This is a genomic window from Rugamonas aquatica, from assembly GCF_009380215.1.
In the GTDB taxonomy this organism is placed as follows: domain Bacteria; phylum Pseudomonadota; class Gammaproteobacteria; order Burkholderiales; family Burkholderiaceae_D; genus Rugamonas; species Rugamonas aquatica_B.
Genome location: NZ_WHUG01000010.1, coordinates 210,315 through 231,433 on the forward strand (window position 1 = coordinate 210,315; position 21,119 = coordinate 231,433).

Genomic DNA, 21,119 nt, shown 5'->3' on the forward strand with positions numbered 1-21,119 from the left:
CCCATGAGCATCTTCGATAAAATCAAGGCCGCCGTCACCCCGGCGCCGGCGCTGGAACTGCATGACATCCAGGCCACGCTGCTGTTCGACCGTCCCGATCCCTACTTCGGCACCCACGTGCTGCTGCGCATCGACACGCCGGAAGGCGGCCGCACCCTGCTGTCGCGGCTGGCGCCTCACGTGCGCTCGGCCGCCGACGCGCGCGGCAACGACGCCGCCTGGATCGCCGTCGCCCTGAGCCACGGCGCGCTGGTGGCGCTGGAAGTGCCGGCGGCGTCGCTGGAGAGTTTTCCCGACACTTTCCGCGAAGGCATGGCGGCGCGCGCCGACCGCCTGATGGACACCGGCGCCAACGCGCCCGAGCACTGGGAAGCGCCGTACGGCAGCGGCCAGGTGCACGTCACCGTCAGCATCTTCGCGCCGGACGAAGCCTCGTGGCGGCAGGCGATGGACACCGCGCGCAGCCAGTTCGACGCCCTGCAGGGCGTCACGCTGCTGGGCAGCCACGACTTCGGCGCCCAGCCGGACAGCCGCAATCCCTTCGGCTACCGCGACAACATCAGCAACCCGGCCATCGAAGGCAGCCCGATGCCGGCCGCGCCCAGTCCGGACCCGGCGATCAAGGCCGGCGAGTTCATCCTCGGTTATCCGGGCGAATCGGGCGTGCCGCTGGCGATGCCCTCGCCGCCCGAACTGGGCCGCAACGGCAGCTTCGTGGTGCTGCGCAAGTACCGCGCGGACGCCGCCGCCTTCAACCGCTTCCTGCGCGACAACGCGGAGACGCCGCAACAGCAGGAGCTGCTGGCGGCCAAGCTGGTGGGACGCTGGCGCAGCGGCGCGCCGCTGACGCTGGCGCCGGAACGCGACGATCCGGCGCTGGGCGCCGACCGCCAGCGCAACAACGATTTCGGCTATGGCGACGACCAGGCCGGTCTGCAGGCGCCGCCCGGCTGCCACATACGCCGCATGAACCCGCGCGACAGCAAGCTGGCCGTGCTGACCGACGTCAATCTGCACCGCATCGCCCGCCGCAGCACCACCTTCGGTCCCCCATGGCGCGCCGATCTGCTGGAGGACGACGGCGCCGAGCGCGGCCTGTTCTTCATCGGCCTCAGCGCGCGGGCCCACGCCACCACCGAGTTCATGCAGCAGGAATGGATTAATCACGGCAACTTCGTCGACCTCGGCAAGGAGCGCGATCCCATCGTCGGCACGCAGCCGGAGGACAGCACCTATACCATCCCGCAATGCCCGGTGCGGCGCCGCATCCACGGCATCCACAGCTTCTGCACGCTGCGCGGCGGCGAATACCTGTTCATGCCCAGCCTGTCGGCGTTGCACTGGCTGTCGCAGCCGAATCCGCACAAGCAGGCGATCTTCAGGTAAATTGGCTGTCTCGTCCATTCACTGTCGCTCACCATGCTTGCCGGCCCCCGCTCCACGTTGTCACTGCGCTCCCTGCTGATCATGCTGACGGCGATCGGCTTGCTGCCGCTGGCGCTGCTGGGGGCGTGGAGCATCCACACCGCCGGCGAGTTCCAGCAGCGCGAACAGGAACGGCTGATGCTGGACCTGGCGCGTGCGCTGTCGAGCGCGGCAGACGCCGAGCTGGACAGCGCGGTCGCCGTGCTGACCGGACTGGGCCGTTCGCCAGCCTTGCAGACCGGCGACCTGCACGCGTTCTACAATACCGCCAGCGCGCTGGCCAAGACCCAGTCCGAGTGGCTGGGCGTGATACTCACCGACGACAGCGGCAAAGTCTTGTTCCGCACCATGGATGCCTGGGGCGCGCCGGCCGCGCCGCTGGCTGATCCCGACAGCCTGCAACAGGTGCTGGCCACGCGCCAGCCGGTGGTTGGCCGCGTGGCGCGCGGGCCGCTGGGGCGGGCCGCGTTCCCGGTGCGCGTGCCCGCCATCGACCAGGACGGCGACCTGTACACCTTGACGGCGGTGATACGGCCGGACCGCATGCTGCGCGTGATCGCGCGCCAGCAGGTGCCGGACGGCGCGGTGATCTCGATCCGCGATGGCACGCGGCTGGCGGTCGCCCGCTCCAAAGACCAGGCCGGCACGGTCGGCGGCGCGCCCAGCCCGTCGATGACGGCGCTGATGGGCACGGGCCCGGAGGGCTTCGGCCAGACCCGCACCATCGAAGGCGAGGAAGTCGCCACCGCCTACACCACCTTGTCGCGCTACGGCTGGTCGGTGGCGGTGGGCCGCCCCACGGCGCAGCTGCGCGCCGCCGCGCGCGAGCGCCTGAGCGTGTATGGCGCCGGCATCGCCGTCTCGCTGCTGGTGTGCATCGGGCTGGCGTCGCGGCTGTCGACCCGGCTGGTGGCCACCATCAAGGCCCTGCAGCAAGGCGCCGCCGCGCTCGGTTCCGGCGTTCCCGTGGTTCTGGCGCCGTCCGGCATCACGGAAATCGCGCTGATCGGCCAGGCGCTGCAGCATGCCGATCAGCAGCGCACGGCGCAGGAACGCGAACGCAAGCAACTGCTCGATTCGCTGAACCTGGCGCTGACCGAAGCGCGCGAAGCCGGCCGCGCCAAGGACGAGTTTCTGGCCGTGCTGGGCCATGAGCTGCGCAATCCGCTCAGCCCCATCGTCACCTCGCTCGATTTGCAGGACCGCCGCAACGACCCGGCCAGCCAGAAGGAACGCGGCGTCATGCGGCGCCAGGTCAACCACCTGCGCCGGCTGGTGGACGACCTGCTCGACGTCTCGCGCATCACCTCGGGAAAACTGCAGATCGACGCCCACCCGGTGAACCTGGCCGATGTGGTGCGCCACGCGGTCGCCGCGCTGCCCGGCCACCAGATACAGCTGTCGGCGCCGGAGGCGGTATGGGTGATGGGCGACGACAGCCGGCTCACGCAGGTGCTCAACAACCTGCTGTCGAACGCCGCCCGCTTCGGCAGCACCGCCACCAAGATCGAGCTGAGCAGCGACGGCGTGCACGCAAGGCTGCTGGTCAGCGACAACGGCATCGGCATGAGCGGCGAACTGCTGGCGCGCGTGTTCGAACCGTTCCAGCAGGCGCCGCAATCGCTGGCGCGGCATACGGGCGGACTGGGCCTGGGTCTGGCCATCGTCCGCAAGATCGTCGAACTGCACGGCGGCACGGTGCACGCGCGCAGCGGCGGCGCCGACGCCGGCAGCCAGTTCGAAGTCGTGCTGCCCATGTGCGCACAGCCATGCGCGCAAACGGCGCCGATGTCCACGGCCGACGGCAACGGCCTGCGCGTGCTGCTGGTGGACGACAACGCCGATGCCGCCGTCGCCGGCGCGGCCTTGCTGGAGGCGCTGGGCCACACGGCGCAAGTCGCGCACAACGCCGCCGAAGCGCTGGCGGCGGTGCGGCAGCGCTTGCCCGAAGTGGCGATACTGGACATCGGCCTGCCGGACATGGACGGCTACGCGCTGGCCTCGGCGATCCGGCAACTGGCGGATGGCGCGCCCATGCGGCTGGTGGCGCTGACGGGTTACGGACAAAAAGAAGATATCGAGCGCGCCCTCAACAGCGGCTTCGATTTGCACCTGACCAAGCCGGCCACCATCGCCGACCTGCAGCGCGCAACGGCGCAACCTGAATCAGCGAACGGGTAGCCACCTGGGTTTGGTGTCGGTATGCAGTTCGCGCTGCACCGGGCCGTCGTATTCCGGCTCCAGCGTGCCCAGCGTGATGGCGATGCGATCCGGCGCCTCGGTGCTGCGCCAGAACAGTGTCGAGCCGCAGACCTTGCAGAAGCCGCGCCGGCCGTGTTCGGACGAGGCGTATTCCGTCACCAGCTCGGCGCCGCGCTCGACGACGTAGCCGGCGCGGGCGACGTTCGCATACGTGCCGCTGGCGGCGCCGTGCTGCTTCTGGCACATGGTGCAGTAGCAGTGGCTGGCATGGCTGGCCGGTCCCTGCACCCGGTAGGCTATGCCGCCGCACAGGCAGCTGCCGCGCAGAACATCGGTTTGATTCATGGCGTCGCTCCGTCGTCATCGATGCCTGCATGATGCGCGGAGTCGGCCTGCGGCGTCAATCCTGCGTCGATCCCGCGTCCTCGGCCAGCGGTTCGCGCGGCTTGCGGCGGCGCTCGGGGAACAGGAAACCCACCGTCTCGCCCACCGCCGAACAGGCGGCGATCAATTTAAGCGTCGGCATCAACTCGGCAAACGCCACGTTCGAGGCCTCGGCCAGCGTCTTTTCCGTGGTCGGCAATTCGGTGGTGAACAGGCCGTCCAGCGACAGGAAGCGTACCGCACGAATCTGCAATTCGCGCGCGATGGTTTCCTGGCTGGCGCTGGCGACGATCACGCTGCCGTCTATGCTGAGCGTCATCGTCACCACATCGTGCTGGCGCGAGAACGCGACTTCTGCCGTCTGCATACCGACTATCCTTCAAAAAAAAACTGCCTCAGACTAGAGGCAGTAAAGGTAAGACCACATAGAAGAGAGAGAAAGACTTCAGGGATGCATATTGCCAGCTAGAAATTACCGGCGTATGACATCAGAGCGAACGCTTGAAGAAAGCCAGCGTCTGGCGCCAGGTATCGGCCTGCGCCCGGGCGTTCGCCTCCGGCGTGCCGCCGGTCTTGAACGCGCCGACATCGTATTGCGTGGTCGGATTCCAGCCGCTGCCGTTGAGCATATGGCCGGCGTCGGTGTAGACCAGGGCGACGGTGTCGCGTCCGGCGGCGGCGCGGCGCTCGGCGATGTTCTGCGCCATCATGCCCGACGCCCACATCTGATCCTCGATGCCGCCGGCCACCAGCATCGCGCCCTTGAAGTCCTCGACCCGGATGCGCGCCGCCACGGCCGCTTCGGGATGCGCGGCGCGGCCCTTGTCCTGCGGACGGCGGTAGCGCACATCGGCGCCGGTCTGGAAGCCGGCCATCTCCTGCAGGAAGTCCTGGTTGGGCACGAAGGGCAAGGCCTGGCCGCGCCACGAGAACGACGAGCGGCGGCTGTCGGGCGGATTGACATCCGGTCCCCAGCCCTGCCACACCACATCGGTGGCGGCGATGGCGGCCACCGCGCTAATCCACGGCATCTTGCTGGCGGCGATCAGCGCGAATTCAGCTCCCTTGGAATAGCCGAGCAAGCCGATATGCGCGGCATCGACATCACTGCGCGCGGCCAGCCAAGCGCGGGCCTGCTCCAGCCGGTCGACCGGGATGTCGACGAAGCTGCGCGGCAGCATGGGCAGTTCGCGTTCGGTGCTGTTCCAGGCGGCCGGCGAATAGTAGGGCAAGCCCAGCACCGCGTAGCCGTGCGCCGCCAGCATGGGCGCCAGCTCGCGCACCGCGGAGCTGCCGCCGTCGGAGCCGCTCAGCACGATGACGACCGGGCGCTTTCCGCTTCCCGGCAGGGCTGCGAACACTGCGCCGGGGAAGGCGTCGACAGCTTCCACCTTAACGTCCGGCAGCGTGTTGACGAACTGCATGCGGGCATGCGCCACTTCCTTGCCATCGATGCGCGCCGACAGCTGCACCACGCCGGGCACCATGCCCGCCGCCGGCGCGTCCTTGGACGGCGTCATCGACCAGAACAGTCCCCGCACGTCGGCCTTGCGATAGCTGCCGCTGCGGGGCGCGCTCTGGGCCAGGTCGAGCGTGCCTTCCGCATCGCTGCGGTAGGCCGCCTCAGCGCGGTACAGCACCGGCTGTGCGGCGCTCTTCATCAACCGTTCGGCGACGATCTGCACGTCGGCCTTGGGCGGCAAGCCGCTCAGCGTGATGGCGACAGGGTCGCCGGTCAGGACCGGGCCGGCCGGTGCAATCGTCAGGGTTTGGGCGTGACTAACCAGGCCGGTCCACAGAGTGGCCAGCAGGATGATGCGTTTCATATTGTTCTCCGGTTGTTAGAGTTTGTTGGTGCGACGTATGGTGATGAACAAGGCGATCCACGCCACCAGGGCAAGGCCGGCATACAAGGCTGCCGAACCCGGTGCATCACGCCACATGAAGTAGACCAGGCGGCCATGGGCGTAAATGAAGGTGCAGGGCATGAGGCTGAAGAAGATGCCCAGGCCGATCAGGGTGCCGCGCAGCGCCACTTGCGAACGGACCCGCTTGATGGTGCGCACGCCGTCCGTCGGCGCCGCGTTGCCGGGCACTTTGGGAGACGCCGCCATGGCCTCGCGCATGGTGGCGGCGAACTCGGGATGGGCGGCCAGATAGGCTTCAACGGTGGCCCGCGTGGCCTCGCTGGCATCGCCGGAATAGTACAGCGGCAGTAGATCGACAATGATGTCTTCATGAAGATCGGTCATGATGCTTCCTTCATAATCTGGGTTAGTTTGAGTCGCGCCCGGAACACTTTGACCTTGGCCGAAGACAGCGAGATGCCCAGCGCGCGGGCGATGTCTTCGTAAGGCACTTCGTCCTCCGCCCGCATCAGCACGGCGGCGCGGTCGATTTCAGGCAATTGCTGCAAGGCCGCCAGCGTATGCTGCAGTTCCCGCGCCGCCATCAGCGACTGCTCGGGTCCCGGCGCCATGTCGCGGTAGACATCCTCCAGCTCGGTATGCCGCTGATGGCGATACCATTCCTTCAGATACAGCCGCCGCGCTATGGTGCACAGATAGCCTTGCACGGTTTCCATGCCGATCGGGCTGGACGACATCATCGCCCGCACAAAGGTTTCAGCGACCAGGTCGTTGGCCAGGTGCTTGTCGCCGCACAGCCCCAGAGAGAAGCGGTAGACGACGGTTGCGTGCTGCTGATAAAGAGCCTGGATCGCTTGCATGGATGGGTTTGCGTGTTTGCCTATGTAGAATATCTTTGGCGACGCAAGAAGTTACAGGCGATGTGAGAAATAATTTCCATGCAAGGGTCAGGGGCGCGCAGCGGCGGGCAAATGCACCGTGAAGGCTGCGCCGCCGGCCGGCAAATTGGCGGCTTCGATGCGGCCGCCATGGCCCTGGACGATGGTCTGCGTCAGCGCCAATCCGAGGCCGACGCCGGCCACCGCGCCGGAACGCGCCGAGGCGCCACGGTAGAAACGCTCGAACAGATGCGGCAGGTCGTCGACGCTGATGCCAGGGCCGCTGTCGGTGATGCGCAGGCAGGCGCAATCGCCATCGCGCCGGATATCGATGCCGACGGCGCCGCCGGCCGGCGTGAACTTGATGGCGTTTTCCAGCAGGTTGACCACGATCAGCGTGGCCGCGCCGTCGCCGATGGCCGCGAACACGGGCGCCGCGCCCGACTGCAACGACAGTCCCACGCCGCGCTGCTGCGCCATCGCCCGCGCCCGCTCGATGGCGGCGGCGGCGATGTCGTCCAGCGCGGTGCTGGCCATGCCGTCGCGGTCCTGGCCGGCGTCGTAGCGGGCCAGCGCCAGCAGTTCTTCCACCAGCAAGGTCAGGCGCTCCACCTCCTCCATGCAGGAGCGCAGCGTATCGACGTATTCGGCCGTATCACGCGGGCGGCGCAGCGTGATCTCGATTTCGGCCCGCAGGCGCGACAGCGGCGAGCGCAGTTCGTGCGAGGCGTCCGACGTGAAGCGGCGCTGCATCTGGAAGCTCTGGTCGATGCGGCCCAGCATGTCGTTGAGCGTGTCGACCAGGCGGCCGATTTCGTCGCGGGTGCCGGGATGGGGCAGGCGCTTGTCGAGATCGGCCTCGCCGATGCGCTGCGCCTGGCGCACGATGTCGTCGATGGCGCGGAACACCCAGCGCGTGATCGACGCGCTGGCCACGATCAGCGCCACCAGCAGCACCAGCGCCATGCCGAGGAACATGCGGCTGGCCGAGGCGATCACGTGGCGCACGTCGTCCAGCGAGCCGGCCACCTGCACCGCGTAGCGCAGCGGCTTGCCCGGCACCGGCAGCGAGACGATACGCACCGGCTCCTCGGCGAAATGGTCGAGCGTCTGGAACACCGTGTCGCCGGCGGCCATGTGCGCCATCAGCGCCGGCGGCGCCGGCAGGCTGGCCGCGCCCAGGTTGGCGCTGCGCGCCAGCACCTTGCCTTGCGCGTCGACGATCTGCACCCAGCGGTCCAGCCGCGCCAGCGACGGCCGCGCCGAGCCTTGTTCGGCGTCGTGCACCTGGGCTGGCTGGTCGGGCGCGGCGTGCAGCATCGCCGATTCGGTTTCCGCCAGCGCCAGCAAGGCGCCGTCCAGTTGTTCGTTGACCGCGTCCGACAGGCTGAGGTAGCCCGCGATCGCCGCCACCGCCAGCACCGAGACGATGACGGCGGTCTGCACCAGCGCCAGCCGGCGCCGGAAATTAAGCGTCATCATCGGCGGCCTCCGCCAGGCGGAAACCCTGGCCGCGCACGGTGTGGATCAGGCGCGGCATGCCCACGGGATCGAGCTTGCGGCGCAGGTTGCGCATGTGGGCGTCCATCAGGTTGTCGATCGCGATCAGGTCGGCGGTCCAGATGCGTTCGGCCAGCTGCTGGCGGCTGACCACGTGGCCGGCCTGGCGCATCAGCAGTTCGAGAATGGCGTATTCCTTGGGCGTCAGGTCCAGCACCTGCCCTGCCCGTTTGACGACGTGGCTTTGCGGCTCCAGCGTCAGGTCGGCCACTTTCAGCTGCGGCGGTTGCGTCAGCGTGGAGCGGCGCAGCAGTGCGCGGATGCGGGCCAGCAGCTCGTCGAAGGCGAAGGGCTTGGTCAGGTAATCGTCGGCGCCGGTGTCGAGGCCGGCGATGCGGTCGCCCAGGCCGTCGCGCGCGGTCAGCATCAGGATGGGCGTGGTCAGGCCGCGTGCGCGCAGCTCGCCGCATAGCGTGATGCCATCCTTGGCCGGCAGCATCCAGTCCAGCACGATCAGATCGTAGTTGCCGGTCAGCGCGGCCGGTTCGCCGTCTTCCGCGCTGTGCACGGCGTCGACGGCAAAGTCTTCCTCCTGCAAGCCGCGCTTGAGCAGGCGGGCCGCCTTCTGGTCATCTTCGATCAGCAATATCTTGGTCATGCCTGCATTTTAACGCTGCCCGGCCGTCATGGATGTTTCCTGAAGGAAGATTCAGGATCGCCCGGCTTGCTTCTCTGTACACTTCGGCCCATTCCTCTTACCCATGGACGACACAGGCGCATTCCGGCGTCGTGGACTCCTTTCGCCTTCAGGAAACGCCATGATGAACATCGACCCACGTTTGCAGCGGCCCTTGCTGCTCTCCCTGCTGTGCGCAGCGCTGAGCGGCTGCGGCCATCCTTCCGAAACCGGCACCGCGCCGGCCAGCGCCGTGGTGCGCAAGGGCGCGGCCCTGAGCGTGCCGGCCGCCTCGCCGCTGCGGCAATCGCTACAACTTGCCACCGTCGAAGAGCACGATGTGGCGCGCACCATCCCGGTGCCGGCCGTGGTGGAAGCCGATCCCGCGCATCTGGTGCGCGTGGTGCCGCCGGTGTCCGGCCGCATCGGCCAGCTGCTCAAGCATCTGGGCGACACGGTCAAGGCCGGCGACGCGCTGTTCACCATGGATTCGGCCGACGTGGCGGCGGCTTACAGCGATAACGGCAAGGCCCAGGCCGGCCTGACGCTGGCCCGCCATAACCTGGAACGCCAGAAGGAATTGCGCGCCGCCGACATTTCGGCCCGCAAGGATCTGGAGCAGGCCGAGAGCGACTACGCCCAGGCCCTCAGCGAAAGCGAACGCAGCAAGGCGCGCCTTTCGCAACTGGGCGCCGGCGCGGGCAACGGCCGCCTGTACACGCTGCGTTCCCCGCTGTCCGGTCATGTGATCGAACTGAACGGCGGCCAGGGCGGCTTCTGGAACGACACCAACGCCCCGGTGATGGTGGTGGCCGACCTGTCGACCGTGTGGCTGAGCGCCAGCGTGCAGGAAAAAGACCTGTCCGCAGTCTTTGCCGGCCAGACCGCCGACATCGAACTGAACGCCTATCCCGGCGAGCACATTGCAGGCAAGGTCGGCTACGTCAGCGAAGTGCTGGACGCGGACACCCGCACCGTCAAGGTCCGCGTGGCGGTGGACAACCGCAACGGCCGCCTGAAACCGGGCATGTTCGCCCGCGTCACCTTCAGCGCCGCGCCGCACCGTGGCGTGGTCGTGCCCGCGTCCGCGCTGGTGCAGAACGGCACGCAGACCCAGGTCTACGTCGAGACCGCCGCATGGACCTTCGAAGCCCGCACCGTCACCACCGGCATCCACAGCGGCGACCAGGTGGAAATCGCCACCGGCCTGAAAGCCGGCGCCCGCATCGTCGCCAAGGAAGGAGTACTGCTCAATGATTGATCGCCTGATTGCCATGTGCTTCCAGCGGCGCGGCATCGCGTGGCTGGTGTTCCTGCTGGTCGCGCTGTACGGCGTGTTTTGCTGGAACCAGCTGCCGCTTGAAGCTTATCCCGATATCGCCGACACCAGCTCACAGGTGGTCACGCAAGTGCCCGGCCTGGCTGCGGAGGAAGTCGAAGCCCAGATCACCATCCCGCTCGAACGCGAGATCATGGGCACGCCCGGCATGCATGTGATGCGCTCGAAGAGCACCTTCGGCCTGTCGCTGATTACCGTGGTGTTCCGCGACGGCGTGGAAGACTACTGGTCGCGCCAGCGCCTGCAAGAGCGCATCGCCGGCGTGGCCCTGCCCTACGGCGCCCAGCCCGGCCTCGATCCGCTGACCTCGCCCATCGGCGAGATCTACCGCTATACGCTGGAATCGAAGACCCGCTCGCTGCGCGAACTGTCCGAACTGCAGTTCTGGAAAGTGATCCCGCGCCTGAAGCAGGTGGCCGGCATCGCCGACGTCGGCAATTTCGGCGGCCTGACCACGCAATTCCTGCTGGAGTTCGATCCGGCCAAGCTGAGCAAGTACAAGCTGTCGCTCAAGCAGATCACCGACGCCATCGGCGCCAACAACGCCAGCGCCGGCGGCAGCATCCTCACGCGTGGCCAGCAGGGCTTCGTGGTGCGCGGCGTCGGCCTGATACGCGACCTGGACGACCTGGGCAACGTGGTCGTCACGCAAAAGGACGGCGTGCCGGTGCTGGTCAAGGATCTGGGCGAAGTGCGCCTGGGCAGCAAGGAGCGCCACGGCATCCTCGGCAAGGACAACAACCCGGACACCATCGAAGGCATCGTGCTGCTGCTCAAGGGCGAGAATCCGTCGCAGGTGCTGAAAGGCGTGCATGAGGCCGTGCAAGAGCTGAACGAGCACGTGCTGCCCAAGGATGTCAAGATCGTCCCGTATCTGGACCGCACCGGCCTGGTCGACGCCACGCTGCACACCATCGGCAAGACGCTGGTCGAAGGCATGCTGCTGGTGACGCTGGTGCTGCTGCTGTTCCTGGGCAGCCCGCGCGCGGCGGCCATCGTCGCCGTGACCATCCCGATGGCGCTGCTGACGGCCTTCATTTTCATGCACCATTTCCATATTCCGGCCAACCTGCTGTCGCTGGGGGCGATCGACTTCGGCATCGTGGTGGACGGCGCCATCGTGGTGATGGAAAACATCCTGCGCAAATACGAGGAAAACCACGGCGCCCCGCTGCGCGCCCGCGATGTGATGCAGGCCACGCTGCAAGTGAGCAAGCCCATCTTCTTCGGCATGATCGTCATCATCACCGCCTACCTGCCGCTGTTCACCTTCCAGCGCATCGAGTACAAGCTGTTCTCGCCAATGGCGTTCGCGATCGGCTTCGCGCTGTTCGGCGCGCTGGTGGTGTCGCTGACCTTGATACCGGGACTGGCCTACCAGGCTTACCGCAAGCCGCGCAAGGTGTTCAACAATCCGGTGCTGGTCAAGGCCAAGGAACTGTACGAGCCGCTGCTGGCGTCCGTGGTGGGCAAGTCGCGTGTGACGCTGGCGGCGTTTGCGCTGGCCTTCGCCGCCGTGTGCGCGCTGGGCGCCACCATCGGCCGCGACTTCCTGCCGTATCTGGACGAAGGCTCGATCTGGCTGCAAGTGACGCTGCCTCCGGGCATCTCGCTGGAAAAGGCCGCGCAAATGTCGGACGGCCTGCGCAGCGCGGCGCTGGAGTTCAAGGAAGTGGCGACCATCGTCACGCAGCTGGGCCGCAATGACGAAGGCACCGATCCGTGGACGCCGTCGCACATCGAAGTCAGCGTGACCTTGCATCCCTACGATACGTGGACATCCGGCCTGAGCAAGCAGGAGCTGATCGAGAAGATGGGCCAGCGCTTCGCCAAGCTGCCCGGCACGCGGGTCGGCTTCACGCAGCCGATGATCGACGGCGTGCTCGACAAGCTGGCCGGCGCCCACAGCGATCTGGTGGTGAAAATCTACGGCAGCGACTTCAAGGAAACCCGCCGCATTGCCGCCGCCGTCGAGCGCACGCTGTCGGCCGTGCCCGGCGCGGAAAGCGTCATCATCGACCAGGAGCCGCCGCTGCCGCAGGTGCGCATCGAGGTCGACCGCGCTGCCGCCGCCCGCTACGGCATCAACGCCGCCGATGTGGCCGACCTGATCGGCACCGGCATCGGCGGCAAGCCGGTGTCGCAAGTGTTCATCGACGACCGCCAGTACGACATCGGCGTGCGCTTCAACGATGCATCGCGCAGCAATCCCGACACCATCGGCGACCTGCTGCTGACCTCGGCCACGGGGGCGCGCATTCCGCTGGCCCAGGTGGCGACGATACGGCTGGACGATGGCGAAAGCACCATTACCCGCGAAATGGGCAAGCGCCACCTGACCGTGCGGCTGGACCTGCGCGGCCGCGACCTGGCCTCCTTCCTCGACGACGCCAAGGCGCAGATCGAGAACAAGGTGCAGTACGACCACAGCCGCATCCAGCTGGCCTGGGGCGGACAGTTCGAGAACCAGCAGCGGGCGCAGGCGCGTCTGGCGCTGATTATGCCGATGGTGGTGGCGCTGATGTTCGTGCTGCTGTTCGCGCAGTTCAAGAACCTGCGCCAGCCGGCCATGATCCTGGCGGCCGTGCCGCTGGGCGCGCTCGGCGGCCTGGTCGCCCTGCATCTGCGCGGCATGACGCTCAATGTGTCGAGCGCGGTTGGCTTCATCGCGCTGTTCGGCGTGGCGGTGATGGACGGCATCCTGATGGTCTCCAACCTGAACCAGTTGCGTGCCGAAGGCAAGCTGTCGCTGAAGGACGCGATACTGAAAGGCGCGTACAGCCGCTTCCGTCCGGTGCTGATGACGGCCAGCGTGGCCGCGCTGGGCCTGCTGCCGGCCGCGCTGGCGCATGGCCTGGGCAGCGACGTGCAGCGTCCGCTGGCGACCGTGGTGGTGGGCGGCCTGATCACGGCCACCGGCCTGACCTTGGTGTGGTTGCCGGCGCTGTACTACCTGGTCGAACGCCATATCGAAAACAAACCCAAGCCGGCCGACGATGGTCCGGCCCAAGTGGAGCATGCCCATGACATTTAAACTCAACCCTCTGCGCGCGCTGGTATCGCTGGCCTTGTGCGCCGCCCCGCCCGCCACCGCGCAGGTAACGTTCCGCGACTATGCGTCCGCCGTGGCGAAATACAGCCTGGACTTGCAGATGCAGCGCGAGAATGTGAGCAGCGCGCAGGCTGGCGTATCGATCGCCGGTGTGCGGCCCGATCCGGTGCTGACGGCGGGCATCGACTCGAAGGAACTGTCCGCCGCCAACAAGCCGAACGCGTCCACCGCGCTGACGATGGGCGTGGCGCTGACCATCGAGACGGCCGGCAAGCGGGCGCAGCGCATCCGCGTGGCGCAGTCTACGGTCAAGCTCGGCGAGGCGACGCTGGAAGGCGGACGCCGCCAGCTGTATGCCGACGCGGCGGCGGCCTATGCCGAATCCTGCCGCGCCCGCAACGCGCTGGAGCGCCAGGAGGCGACGCTGCGGGCACTGGGCGAGATCGTCAACGCCAACAATGTGCGGCGCAAGGTCGGCGATATCGGCGGGCTGGAGCTGGCACAGTCGCAGGTCGAGCACGACCGCTTCGAGGCCGATGTGGTGACGGCGCGGGCGCAGGTGCAGACTTCGGCTGAATCGCTGTCGATACCGCTGGGCCGGCGTTTTAGCGAAGTGTTCGGCAATGCGGCGCTGGCTTGCGATGCGCCGGCCGTCAAGGGCTTGGACGATGTGGAGCAGCTGGTGCGGCAGGCGCAGGATGAGCGCGACGACATCCGCATCGCCCATGCGGCGCTGGATGCAGCGCGCTCGTCGGCCGATCTGGCGCAGGCCAACCGCTGGGTCGATCCGGTGGTCAATGTCAGTTTGAAGAACACGCCAGCAGTGCGGCCGGTGCTGGATGCTGGCGGCGCCGTGAGCAACTCGCCGACACAGCGTTCGCTGAGCCTGGGCTTGACGGTTTCCGTGCCGATTCCGCTGTCGCGCACGCAGCGCGGCGAAGTGTTGCAGGCGCAATCGGCTGTGACGCAGGCGACGTTGGCTCTTCGTTCGGCCGAGCTGAAGGCGCAGACCGATGTGCGGCGGGTTTATGCGCAGTTCCGCGCAGCGCAGGCCAACGAGCAGCGCTATCGGGAATCGGTGCTGGTGCATGCGGACAAGGTGGCCGAAGGCATGCGCCTGTCGTATAAAAAAGGCGCGGCGTCGTTGCTGGAACTGTTGTCGGCGCAGCGCTCGGCCGATGAGGTTTATCTCGCCTGGTTGCAGGCGACGGCGGATCTGGCGACGGCCACGGTGCAGTTGCAACTCGCGACCGGCGCCAGTCCGGATTGAGGATGCCTTAGTTGGCTGCTGGCTTAGGTTTGAGCATCATGCGGAAGGCTTGCAGTGCTGCGGGCTGGTAGATGGTCGCGTGCGTTTCGGCGGGCATTTGCTGGTAGTGCCATTGCAGGCCGCCCGGCGCGCGAGTGGTCAGCAGGGCCGACAGCTGTTCCGCGCCCTTGACGATGCCTGCGTTGCTGCTGCTGGCGAAGTACAGGGTTTGCGGGCGGCTTGGGCGCTTGTCCAGCAGTTGCTGGGCTTCGGCGAGCAGCTTGCTGTCGTTCCACCACAGGCTGGGGTCGGCGGCGACGTAGTGGTCGAACAGTTGCGGTTCGCGCAGGAAGGTTTCGACCACGAACAGGCCTGCCAGCGATTCGCCGATCAAGGCGGTTTCGCCGGTGGTGCGGTAGCGCTGCTTCACTTCCGGCATCAGCTCTTCCTTGATGAAGCGGCGGAATTGCGCCGAGCCGCCAACCACGGGGGCGATCTTCTTGTCTTCGGCGTTGTCGGTGGGGCCGGTCATGTCGCGGCGGCGCTGGGTGTTTTCTATGCCGACCAGCATGAACGGGCGCATGGTGCCGTTATCGACCGACACTTGCAGCAGGCCGGCGATATGGAGGAAATCTTCGCGCAGGCCGCCGTCGGGCATGTAGAGCACAGGCAGCGGCGCGTCGGCCGGCAAGCCGTAGCCGCGCGACATGTAGACGTTGATGTGCCGCGTTTCCGCCAGCACTTTCGATTCAATGTTGAAGCTTTCGCCGATCACCAGCGGCGTGGCGGCTGAGATGGCCGAAGTAGAAGGCGCGGCGTGCAGCGGGCCGGCGATACAAGCGCCCAGCAGCGCAGCCGCCAGGCAAAAACTTCCGTGGAACTTATTGAACATAACGATATGCTTCATTTCCGCCCTTCGCGTTGTTGTCGAATGAGCGGGAGTCTGGCGTAAAAAGGTGGTGCTGGTCAAGCCATCTCAAATGTGACCTGACACAGGGCATCCGAAGACCGGCAGCTTCCGCAGCCGATGGCGGTCAGGCCCGTTTCATCCATGATAATCAATATCACTGCAGGTTGGGTCAATATCCTTAACATGATCGACAGGCGGAGATTGAAAAAGTGCCACTTGTTCACGGGCCAAGTACCAGCTCAGATAAGCTCCGAATATTGGTACGAGCAGGATAAGAACTGCTTGCCCCCATCGTTGCGCAGGCTCGTAAAACGGCGAGGCGAATACCTTCCAAATAGCGAAAGCGTCAAGACAAAGCGTTACCACAGAAAACGCCAAGAGAATCCAGCCTGTTGAAGTAAGTACGATCATCTGATTTCTGAACAGCAGCTCTTGGCCGATTTCAGTCTGACCGATCGACTCTATTTGGAGTGGCCCACGTCGAAGCTAGTCGGTCACCATCGTTCCCTGGCAGGACGCTATCGATTGCCACCACTTTTCGGAGCGCAGTCTCTATGTCAAATTTTCTGCATCGATTAATGCTGCCGCTTCATTATGCAAAGCATACGCTACGTGAGCCGCTAAACGCACGTCATGGGGCGCATCATTTTCACTTCCCATATAGGGACTCAACAGCAAACGTATCTCGTAAAGAGCATTGGCAATCAACCTGGCTTCCGTGTTATCTATACTCATCTATCTGCTTCAAAAATTCAGTGGCTGGTACTGGCCGAAATGCGTCAGAGCTACAATAACATGAGTCAATCAAAGTAAGTGTGAGGATTCATTTTCTGAGGTGAAAACCAAATAAGGCCATAGTCGTCTTTTAATATACGGGTCTGTTCGTCCCAAACGGCGTGGCACATCCCCCTTCGCTGTCCCTGTCGTTGAGATATCAAAGCCACTGCTCTAGCGTGAGCCGTAGAAACGATATCTCTAGTATCTTCCGCAACTTCTATCGGGTCCAACAATCTGTTGAGCTCACCAGCAGGGCGAAGAGTCGCCTCAACTACACGTAAAAAGAGAGTAGGTTCCATATTTTTGAGCAGTGTCCTCGCATCTAGCAAAGGACAACCGGTTCTCTTGTGGTACCGGAAGAGTTCTTCTTTCGAAAGTTGGTTCATCAAGGGTTTCCGTAATCGAGATGGTTTTGCAAAGGGCCGTTTCTGGCCGATTGCGCCTATCACGCCGTGGGCACCACCCCTGAATTTATTCTTTCTTTTTCATCAGACCGGCCAATGAAGCGAACGGATTATGCGTTGCCGGCGCGACCTCGGCCGATTTCAGACTAAGTCCCCGGTCGGCCTCAAGATAACGCGAGTGTTCGTTATCGTGGCAGTAAAGGCACAGCAATTCCCAGTTGCTGCCATCAGGCGGATTGTTGTCATGATTGTGGTCACGATGGTGCACAGTAAGTTGCGACACATTGGCATGCGTGAATTCGCGCATGCAGCGCCCACACACCCACGGATACATTTTCAGTGAGCGCTCGCGATAGCCCAGCTCGCGCTGGTCGGCCGCACGTCGTGCGTCGGCCACAATTTTGTCCAGCCGCGCGGCGTCCGGCTTTTTCCCAACGGTCATGCTTATTTCCTTCCCTTGCTGTTACATGTTGGCCGGCAGCGCCCGCAGTCGGCCGGCTCGGCCGCTAGCGCCCACAGCCGGTTTCGGCTATTGAGCAGTTGTACCATTCAACCAGCCTTCTACACTACGGCTTCTGCCAAGGCCAACGGAGTCAAACTCAGCAAAGCCAGGTTTGAAAACTTGTTCTGGCGAGCGGCAGCTGCTGGCCGTATATCATCGACAGGATTGATTATTTGCACGGAAAAAACCGCTCCAAAAATTGCTGAGCCTGTTCTCTCGTCGGCACGTCATCTATCAAGATCGGGTTCGCCTTATATGAATCACCGTCGAGCGCACGTGCGATGGCCTGCACTTGTTCCTTAGGCGTCCCAGACAAGCAAAATTTGGCCGGCGACAAAGCTAGAGAGTGTCCATAGATTACGCCTTCCATGACACCCACCATCTCGGCCCAGGCTCCCATTTCACGTCGCCCTCGCTCGTACTCGGACGTGCACGATAGCTCGCTTGCCCAAACCGGCAGGGCTATAAGTAAACTCATCAGAGCCGCATATGGACCTATTTTCACGTCGGATTATCCCTTCCAATGGAACGGTTTTGTTGTCCTATTTTTGTCTGGCTGCTGCAGGCCGAGTCCAGCAGGTGTGTTTGACGTCTAATTTTACACAATGCCCATCTCATCCGGCCACGATTCGAAACCTAGATTAAGGCTCCCTCCCGGCCGACAGCGATCAAATCTAGCTCTGAGCACGATAATACGCGACCAACGCATTTGCATGCCCGTGACCAAGTTGATGGCCTTCTTTAAGCGTCGCTACGATTTCCATATGCTTCTTATCTTTCAAAGAGCCTACGATGTCTAACCAGTAATTTATCGGTTTTCCATAGGTCTTCTCAATAGACGGAAAGTAAGATGCTGGGCCTTTTACTTTTTCCTCTGTTTTCATATGTGCTCCTTGATAGCTGCAATATTGAATTAAGCGGCAAGGAACTGTGCAGAGTCCGCAACCTGCCACACGCCTTTCACCCGTCCCTGCTCATCCACACCCCAAACATGCGAGAAGCGCACCAGCACCGGCGGGCTACCTTCGGTTTTGGTGACGCGGTAGTGGCCCAGCGCCACGACCGTATCGCCGCCATCGACAAAATTGTCCGGAAAAGCGCCAAACGTATGAACGTGCGCGAGCAGTTTTGGATAGAACCCGCCAAACACCTCGGCGAGGCCGCGATAGATTGCGCCCTCCGGAAAACCTGGCGACACATCCCACACCGGCTCATCAACCAGGATCTCCCGTATCGACTGCTGGTCCTTCGATTTCAGCGCCCGATAAAGCGCTCTCACTTGCCGCAGATTTTTAGAATCGCCCGCACTGTCATCCAGAATTTCGCTCATCAGACGCCTTTCTGAAAAATGCCTATTTTGTCACAAATACATGCTTGACAAGTTCTGAACCCTCGCCAATACTATACCTTATGGTTAACTATAAAGACCCCCACCTGGACCTGATCTTCGCCGCGCTGTCCGACGCCACGCGGCGCGGGGTGCTGGCGCAGTTGGGCGACGGCAGTCAAACCGTCACCGAGTTGGCGCAGCAGTATGAGATGTCCCTGCCCGGCTTCATGAAACACCTGGCGGTGCTGGAAGCGGCCGGCCTGATCGCGCGCTCCAAGGAAGGCCGCGTGGTGCGCTGCGAACTCGATGCCGCCCCCATGCAGGATGCCGCCGCCTGGATCGCCCACTACCAGCGCTTCTGGACCGACCAGCTCGATTCGCTGGGTCGCTATCTCTACCACAAAGAGGAAATCGCATCATGCCCAACACCGAGCAGCCCGCCCAAGTCAGCATCCGCCGCACCTACCCCGTCGCCCCCGAAAAAGTCTGGCGCGCGTGGACCGACCCGCAAGCGCTGAGCCAGTGGTTCGGTCCCGGCCAGGCGAGCTTGACCAAGGCCGACATCGACCTGCGCGAAGGCGGCCAGTACCACCTCGCCTTCGCCGGCCCCGATGGCGGCCTGAATCAGATGACCGGCGTCTATCAGGAAGTGAAACCGTACACGCGGCTGGTGTTCACCTGGGCCTGGCACAGCACGCCGGAACGGGTGTCGCGCATCAGCATCGAGCTCACGCCGGTGGCGGAAGGCACGGAACTCAGCTTCGTGCACGACCGCTTCTTCGACGAACAGGCGCGCATCAACCACGAGCGCGGCTGGGCTCTTTTCTTTAGCAGTCTTGATCGTCTACTTACAGGAGGTTCGCTATGAAATACCAGGGAAGCTGCCATTGCGGCAATGTGAAGTTCGAGGCCGAAGGCGAGATCACGTCGGCCATGTCATGCAACTGCTCGATGTGCCAGCGCAAGGGCGTGCTGATGTGGTTCGTCCCGCGCCAGAACATGCATCTGCTGACGCCGGACGACGCGGCCAGCACCTATCTGTTCAACAAGCACCTGATCAAGCACCGCTTCTGCCCTACCTGCGGCATCGCGCCCTACAGCGAGGGCACGGCGCCCAATGGCGACGCCATGGCGGCGATCAATATCCGCTGCATCGAAGGCATAGACCTGGAGTCTATCCCCGTCACGCACTACGACGGTCGAGCGATTTGAGGAAGGCATCGGCCTGGTGCGCGGAGATGCCGTCGCGCTGGTCAGCGAACAACGCCGCTGCGGCGTCGGCCACCATGAATTCGGGACGCGTCTCCGGCCCCGTCAGATGGATCTTGCCGTGCAGGTCCAACGAGCCGGGACGGGTCGGGATATCGTTGGCCAGCAGGCCGTCGAGCGGCGGTTCATCCAGTTGGCTATCGCTGTCCCACAACGCGTAGATGCGGTCGAACACATCGCGCCGGACTTCCATCCACACGCCCAGGCAGTAATCGAGCGGACGGCCGGTCACCATCAACGGCAGCAGGCCGCGCACGAAGTAGCGGTGGCTGTCGTCGCTGTCGCCCCATATCGCGCACAGGTCGTCGTTCTCGCGGCAGCGGGCTTCCCGCTCGGCATCCGACAGCGCCGCGACCGCATCGGGGCGCCTGAAAACGAGTTCGACTTCATCCAGCGTGTGCAGTTCGCCACACTCTGAACAGGCTATCTGGTCCGACATGTTTTTCCTTTTTACCGAGGTTTGCTTTTAATATAACATGCTAGCAAACTTACGGAGGCTGATGCATGAAGCGCTGGTCCATTCCCTATGCCGTGCTGGTCGGTGGCGCCATTGCCGGCGCGCTCGATATCACGTTCGCGATTTCCTTTGCCGTCTATAACGGGCTGACGCCGGCGCGCCTGCTGCAAGTCGTGGCCAGCGGGCTGCTGGGCAGCGCGGCCTTCAGCGGCGGCGCGCTGACCGCGGCGCTTGGATTGCTGTGCCACTTCGCACTCAGCTTCGTGTGGATGGCGCTGTTCCTGCTGGCGACCCGCCGCGCGCCGGCGCTGGCGGCCAGGCCGCTGCTGGCGGCGGTCTTGTTCGGAACCCTGGTGTTTCTGGCGATGCGGCTGGTGGTGTTGCCGCTGTCGGCCTTCCCCCGCCCTGTCACGTTCCAGCCGCTGTCGACGGTGCTGGACTTGCTGTCCCATATATTCCTGTTCGGCCTGCCGATTGTGTGGGCCACGCGCAAAGCGCTGGGCGGTGCGGCGCTGGATGCGAGCGAAATGCTGTTCTCCTACGGCACCCTGCAACAGCCCGATGTCCAGAAGGCGACCTTTGGCCGCCTGCTCTCCGGCCGCCCGGACAGTTTGCCCGCCTATCAGCTGGCCATGCTGGCGATCGACGATCCGGCGGTGGTCGAGACCAGCGGCAAGACGCATCACCCCATCGTCTCGCACACCGGCTCGCCCGCCGACACGGTCGCGGGCTCGGTGCTGGCGATCACCGCCGAGGAGCTGCGGAATTCTGACCGCTACGAAGTGGCGGCCTACCGCCGCCAGCGCGTCGTGCTGGCTTCGGGCACGCTGGCCTGGGCCTACGTGGATGCGCGGGATGCCCCCACAAGCACCACGCAATAAAAAAGGGGCAGCCAAA

General features: G+C 64.6%; 23 protein-coding genes. 9 read left to right on the forward strand and 14 right to left on the reverse strand.

The genetic code is table 11. The annotated features are described in order from the left end of the window. Positions 1-3 precede the first annotated feature (3 nt). Together GEV02_RS22740 and GEV02_RS22745 are read left to right on the forward strand one after the other, a co-directional pair. Positions 4-1,386 (forward strand): Dyp-type peroxidase, encoded by a 1,383-nt coding sequence (locus GEV02_RS22740; RefSeq protein WP_152840234.1) that lies wholly within the window; start codon positions 4-6, stop codon positions 1,384-1,386. Positions 1,387-1,443: 57 nt separating this feature from the next. Next, complete coding sequence (locus tag GEV02_RS22745) at positions 1,444-3,606, forward strand: hybrid sensor histidine kinase/response regulator (protein ID WP_235922889.1); 2,163 nt, start codon at positions 1,444-1,446, stop codon at positions 3,604-3,606. On the opposite strand, the gene GEV02_RS22750 is transcribed toward GEV02_RS22745, so the two are convergent. From GEV02_RS22750 to GEV02_RS22780, 7 genes are all read right to left on the reverse strand, one after another. After that, complete coding sequence (locus GEV02_RS22750; protein ID WP_152840236.1) at positions 3,592-3,972, reverse strand: GFA family protein; 381 nt, start codon at positions 3,970-3,972, stop codon at positions 3,592-3,594. The genes GEV02_RS22745 and GEV02_RS22750 overlap by 15 nt on opposite strands. Positions 3,973-4,027: 55 nt before the next feature. Continuing rightward, the gene (locus GEV02_RS22755; protein WP_152840237.1) at positions 4,028-4,378 is read right to left on the reverse strand and encodes a hypothetical protein; all 351 of its coding nucleotides are present in this window, start codon (positions 4,376-4,378) and stop codon (positions 4,028-4,030) included. A gap of 121 nt (positions 4,379-4,499) precedes the next feature. Beyond that, complete coding sequence (locus GEV02_RS22760) at positions 4,500-5,837, reverse strand: acyl-CoA thioester hydrolase/BAAT C-terminal domain-containing protein (protein ID WP_152840238.1); 1,338 nt, start codon at positions 5,835-5,837, stop codon at positions 4,500-4,502. A gap of 15 nt (positions 5,838-5,852) precedes the next feature. Continuing rightward, positions 5,853-6,263, reverse strand: coding sequence for a hypothetical protein (locus tag GEV02_RS22765; protein ID WP_152840239.1), 411 nt, complete (start codon positions 6,261-6,263; stop codon positions 5,853-5,855). After that, a complete protein-coding gene (locus GEV02_RS22770) occupies positions 6,260-6,739 on the reverse strand; it encodes an RNA polymerase sigma factor (RefSeq protein WP_152840240.1) in 480 nt (159 codons plus the stop codon). The genes GEV02_RS22765 and GEV02_RS22770 overlap by 4 nt, the downstream gene beginning before the upstream one ends. Positions 6,740-6,826: 87 nt before the next feature. Next, positions 6,827-8,239, reverse strand: a complete 1,413-nt coding sequence (locus tag GEV02_RS22775; RefSeq protein WP_174999287.1) for an ATP-binding protein — start codon at positions 8,237-8,239, stop codon at positions 6,827-6,829. Next, positions 8,226-8,915, reverse strand: coding sequence for a response regulator transcription factor (locus GEV02_RS22780; protein ID WP_152840241.1), 690 nt, complete (start codon positions 8,913-8,915; stop codon positions 8,226-8,228). The genes GEV02_RS22775 and GEV02_RS22780 overlap by 14 nt, the downstream gene beginning before the upstream one ends. 160 nt (positions 8,916-9,075) lie before the next feature. Here GEV02_RS22780 and GEV02_RS22785 point away from each other — a divergent pair, with 160 nt between their 5' ends. Genes GEV02_RS22785 through GEV02_RS22795 form a run of 3 tightly spaced genes read left to right on the forward strand, consistent with a single transcriptional unit; the run spans position 9,076 to position 14,594 of the window. Then, positions 9,076-10,194 carry an efflux RND transporter periplasmic adaptor subunit gene (locus GEV02_RS22785; RefSeq protein ID WP_152840242.1) on the forward strand — a complete coding sequence of 373 codons (1,119 nt, stop codon included), beginning with the start codon at positions 9,076-9,078 and terminating at the stop codon, positions 10,192-10,194. Then, a complete protein-coding gene (locus GEV02_RS22790) occupies positions 10,187-13,306 on the forward strand; it encodes an efflux RND transporter permease subunit (protein WP_152840243.1) in 3,120 nt (1,039 codons plus the stop codon). Before GEV02_RS22785 ends, GEV02_RS22790 begins: the two co-directional genes overlap by 8 nt. Then, positions 13,296-14,594 (forward strand): TolC family protein, encoded by a 1,299-nt coding sequence (locus GEV02_RS22795; RefSeq protein WP_152840244.1) that lies wholly within the window; start codon positions 13,296-13,298, stop codon positions 14,592-14,594. The genes GEV02_RS22790 and GEV02_RS22795 overlap by 11 nt, the downstream gene beginning before the upstream one ends. 7 nt (positions 14,595-14,601) lie before the next feature. Here GEV02_RS22795 and GEV02_RS22800 read toward each other — a convergent pair whose 3' ends face one another. From GEV02_RS22800 to GEV02_RS22825, 6 genes are all read right to left on the reverse strand, one after another. After that, positions 14,602-15,480 (reverse strand): alpha/beta hydrolase, encoded by an 879-nt coding sequence (locus GEV02_RS22800; protein WP_152840245.1) that lies wholly within the window; start codon positions 15,478-15,480, stop codon positions 14,602-14,604. A 138-nt stretch (positions 15,481-15,618) separates the two neighbouring features. Continuing rightward, positions 15,619-15,894 carry a hypothetical protein gene (locus GEV02_RS22805; RefSeq protein WP_152803611.1) on the reverse strand — a complete coding sequence of 92 codons (276 nt, stop codon included), beginning with the start codon at positions 15,892-15,894 and terminating at the stop codon, positions 15,619-15,621. A gap of 141 nt (positions 15,895-16,035) precedes the next feature. Beyond that, complete coding sequence (locus tag GEV02_RS22810) at positions 16,036-16,218, reverse strand: hypothetical protein (RefSeq protein WP_174999289.1); 183 nt, start codon at positions 16,216-16,218, stop codon at positions 16,036-16,038. Between the two features lie 513 nt (positions 16,219-16,731). Then, entirely contained in the window at positions 16,732-17,106 is a 375-nt protein-coding gene (locus GEV02_RS22815) for a YajD family HNH nuclease (RefSeq protein WP_152840246.1), read from the reverse strand. Between the two features lie 734 nt (positions 17,107-17,840). Next, a complete protein-coding gene (locus GEV02_RS22820; protein ID WP_152840247.1) occupies positions 17,841-18,050 on the reverse strand; it encodes a DUF4287 domain-containing protein in 210 nt (69 codons plus the stop codon). A gap of 29 nt (positions 18,051-18,079) precedes the next feature. Continuing rightward, positions 18,080-18,496 carry a nuclear transport factor 2 family protein gene (locus GEV02_RS22825; protein ID WP_152840248.1) on the reverse strand — a complete coding sequence of 139 codons (417 nt, stop codon included), beginning with the start codon at positions 18,494-18,496 and terminating at the stop codon, positions 18,080-18,082. Positions 18,497-18,576: 80 nt separating this feature from the next. On the opposite strand from GEV02_RS22825, the gene GEV02_RS22830 reads away from it, so the two are divergent. From GEV02_RS22830 to GEV02_RS22840, 3 genes are read left to right on the forward strand one after another with little or no spacing between them, the layout of a single operon-like run. After that, entirely contained in the window at positions 18,577-19,014 is a 438-nt protein-coding gene (locus GEV02_RS22830) for an ArsR/SmtB family transcription factor (protein ID WP_152840249.1), read from the forward strand. After that, positions 18,915-19,364, forward strand: coding sequence for an SRPBCC family protein (locus GEV02_RS22835; RefSeq protein WP_152840250.1), 450 nt, complete (start codon positions 18,915-18,917; stop codon positions 19,362-19,364). Before GEV02_RS22830 ends, GEV02_RS22835 begins: the two co-directional genes overlap by 100 nt. Then, positions 19,361-19,708 carry a GFA family protein gene (locus GEV02_RS22840; RefSeq protein WP_152840251.1) on the forward strand — a complete coding sequence of 116 codons (348 nt, stop codon included), beginning with the start codon at positions 19,361-19,363 and terminating at the stop codon, positions 19,706-19,708. Before GEV02_RS22835 ends, GEV02_RS22840 begins: the two co-directional genes overlap by 4 nt. Here the strand turns inward: GEV02_RS22840 and GEV02_RS22845 are convergent. After that, positions 19,680-20,204, reverse strand: a complete 525-nt coding sequence (locus GEV02_RS22845; RefSeq protein ID WP_152840252.1) for a DUF2199 domain-containing protein — start codon at positions 20,202-20,204, stop codon at positions 19,680-19,682. The two genes, GEV02_RS22840 and GEV02_RS22845, sit on opposite strands and share 29 nt — an antisense overlap. A 65-nt stretch (positions 20,205-20,269) precedes the next feature. Between GEV02_RS22845 and GEV02_RS33725 the strand changes: the two genes are divergently transcribed. Next, entirely contained in the window at positions 20,270-21,103 is an 834-nt protein-coding gene (locus tag GEV02_RS33725) for a gamma-glutamylcyclotransferase family protein (RefSeq protein WP_328595894.1), read from the forward strand. Positions 21,104-21,119: the final 16 nt, after the last annotated feature.

Bases quoted from the DNA above. Each gene is read 5' to 3' on its own strand.
- GEV02_RS22740 (WP_152840234.1), top strand. From the start codon at position 4: ATGAGCATCTTCGATAAAATCAAGGCCGCCGTCACCCCGGCGCCGGCG.
- GEV02_RS22750 (WP_152840236.1), bottom strand. From the start codon at position 3,972: ATGAATCAAACCGATGTTCTGCGCGGCAGCTGCCTGTGCGGCGGCATA.
- GEV02_RS22755 (WP_152840237.1), bottom strand. From the start codon at position 4,378: ATGCAGACGGCAGAAGTCGCGTTCTCGCGCCAGCACGATGTGGTGACG.
- GEV02_RS22760 (WP_152840238.1), bottom strand. From the start codon at position 5,837: ATGAAACGCATCATCCTGCTGGCCACTCTGTGGACCGGCCTGGTTAGT.
- GEV02_RS22765 (WP_152840239.1), bottom strand. From the start codon at position 6,263: ATGACCGATCTTCATGAAGACATCATTGTCGATCTACTGCCGCTGTAC.
- GEV02_RS22770 (WP_152840240.1), bottom strand. From the start codon at position 6,739: ATGCAAGCGATCCAGGCTCTTTATCAGCAGCACGCAACCGTCGTCTAC.
- GEV02_RS22775 (WP_174999287.1), bottom strand. From the start codon at position 8,239: ATGATGACGCTTAATTTCCGGCGCCGGCTGGCGCTGGTGCAGACCGCC.
- GEV02_RS22780 (WP_152840241.1), bottom strand. From the start codon at position 8,915: ATGACCAAGATATTGCTGATCGAAGATGACCAGAAGGCGGCCCGCCTG.
- GEV02_RS22785 (WP_152840242.1), top strand. From the start codon at position 9,076: ATGATGAACATCGACCCACGTTTGCAGCGGCCCTTGCTGCTCTCCCTG.
- GEV02_RS22790 (WP_152840243.1), top strand. From the start codon at position 10,187: ATGATTGATCGCCTGATTGCCATGTGCTTCCAGCGGCGCGGCATCGCG.
- GEV02_RS22795 (WP_152840244.1), top strand. From the start codon at position 13,296: ATGACATTTAAACTCAACCCTCTGCGCGCGCTGGTATCGCTGGCCTTG.
- GEV02_RS22800 (WP_152840245.1), bottom strand. From the start codon at position 15,480: ATGAAGCATATCGTTATGTTCAATAAGTTCCACGGAAGTTTTTGCCTG.
- GEV02_RS22805 (WP_152803611.1), bottom strand. From the start codon at position 15,894: ATGATCGTACTTACTTCAACAGGCTGGATTCTCTTGGCGTTTTCTGTG.
- GEV02_RS22810 (WP_174999289.1), bottom strand. From the start codon at position 16,218: ATGAGTATAGATAACACGGAAGCCAGGTTGATTGCCAATGCTCTTTAC.
- GEV02_RS22815 (WP_152840246.1), bottom strand. From the start codon at position 17,106: ATGACCGTTGGGAAAAAGCCGGACGCCGCGCGGCTGGACAAAATTGTG.
- GEV02_RS22820 (WP_152840247.1), bottom strand. From the start codon at position 18,050: ATGAAAACAGAGGAAAAAGTAAAAGGCCCAGCATCTTACTTTCCGTCT.
- GEV02_RS22825 (WP_152840248.1), bottom strand. From the start codon at position 18,496: ATGAGCGAAATTCTGGATGACAGTGCGGGCGATTCTAAAAATCTGCGG.
- GEV02_RS22830 (WP_152840249.1), top strand. From the start codon at position 18,577: ATGGTTAACTATAAAGACCCCCACCTGGACCTGATCTTCGCCGCGCTG.
- GEV02_RS22835 (WP_152840250.1), top strand. From the start codon at position 18,915: ATGCCCAACACCGAGCAGCCCGCCCAAGTCAGCATCCGCCGCACCTAC.
- GEV02_RS22840 (WP_152840251.1), top strand. From the start codon at position 19,361: ATGAAATACCAGGGAAGCTGCCATTGCGGCAATGTGAAGTTCGAGGCC.
- GEV02_RS22845 (WP_152840252.1), bottom strand. From the start codon at position 20,204: ATGTCGGACCAGATAGCCTGTTCAGAGTGTGGCGAACTGCACACGCTG.
- GEV02_RS33725 (WP_328595894.1), top strand. From the start codon at position 20,270: ATGAAGCGCTGGTCCATTCCCTATGCCGTGCTGGTCGGTGGCGCCATT.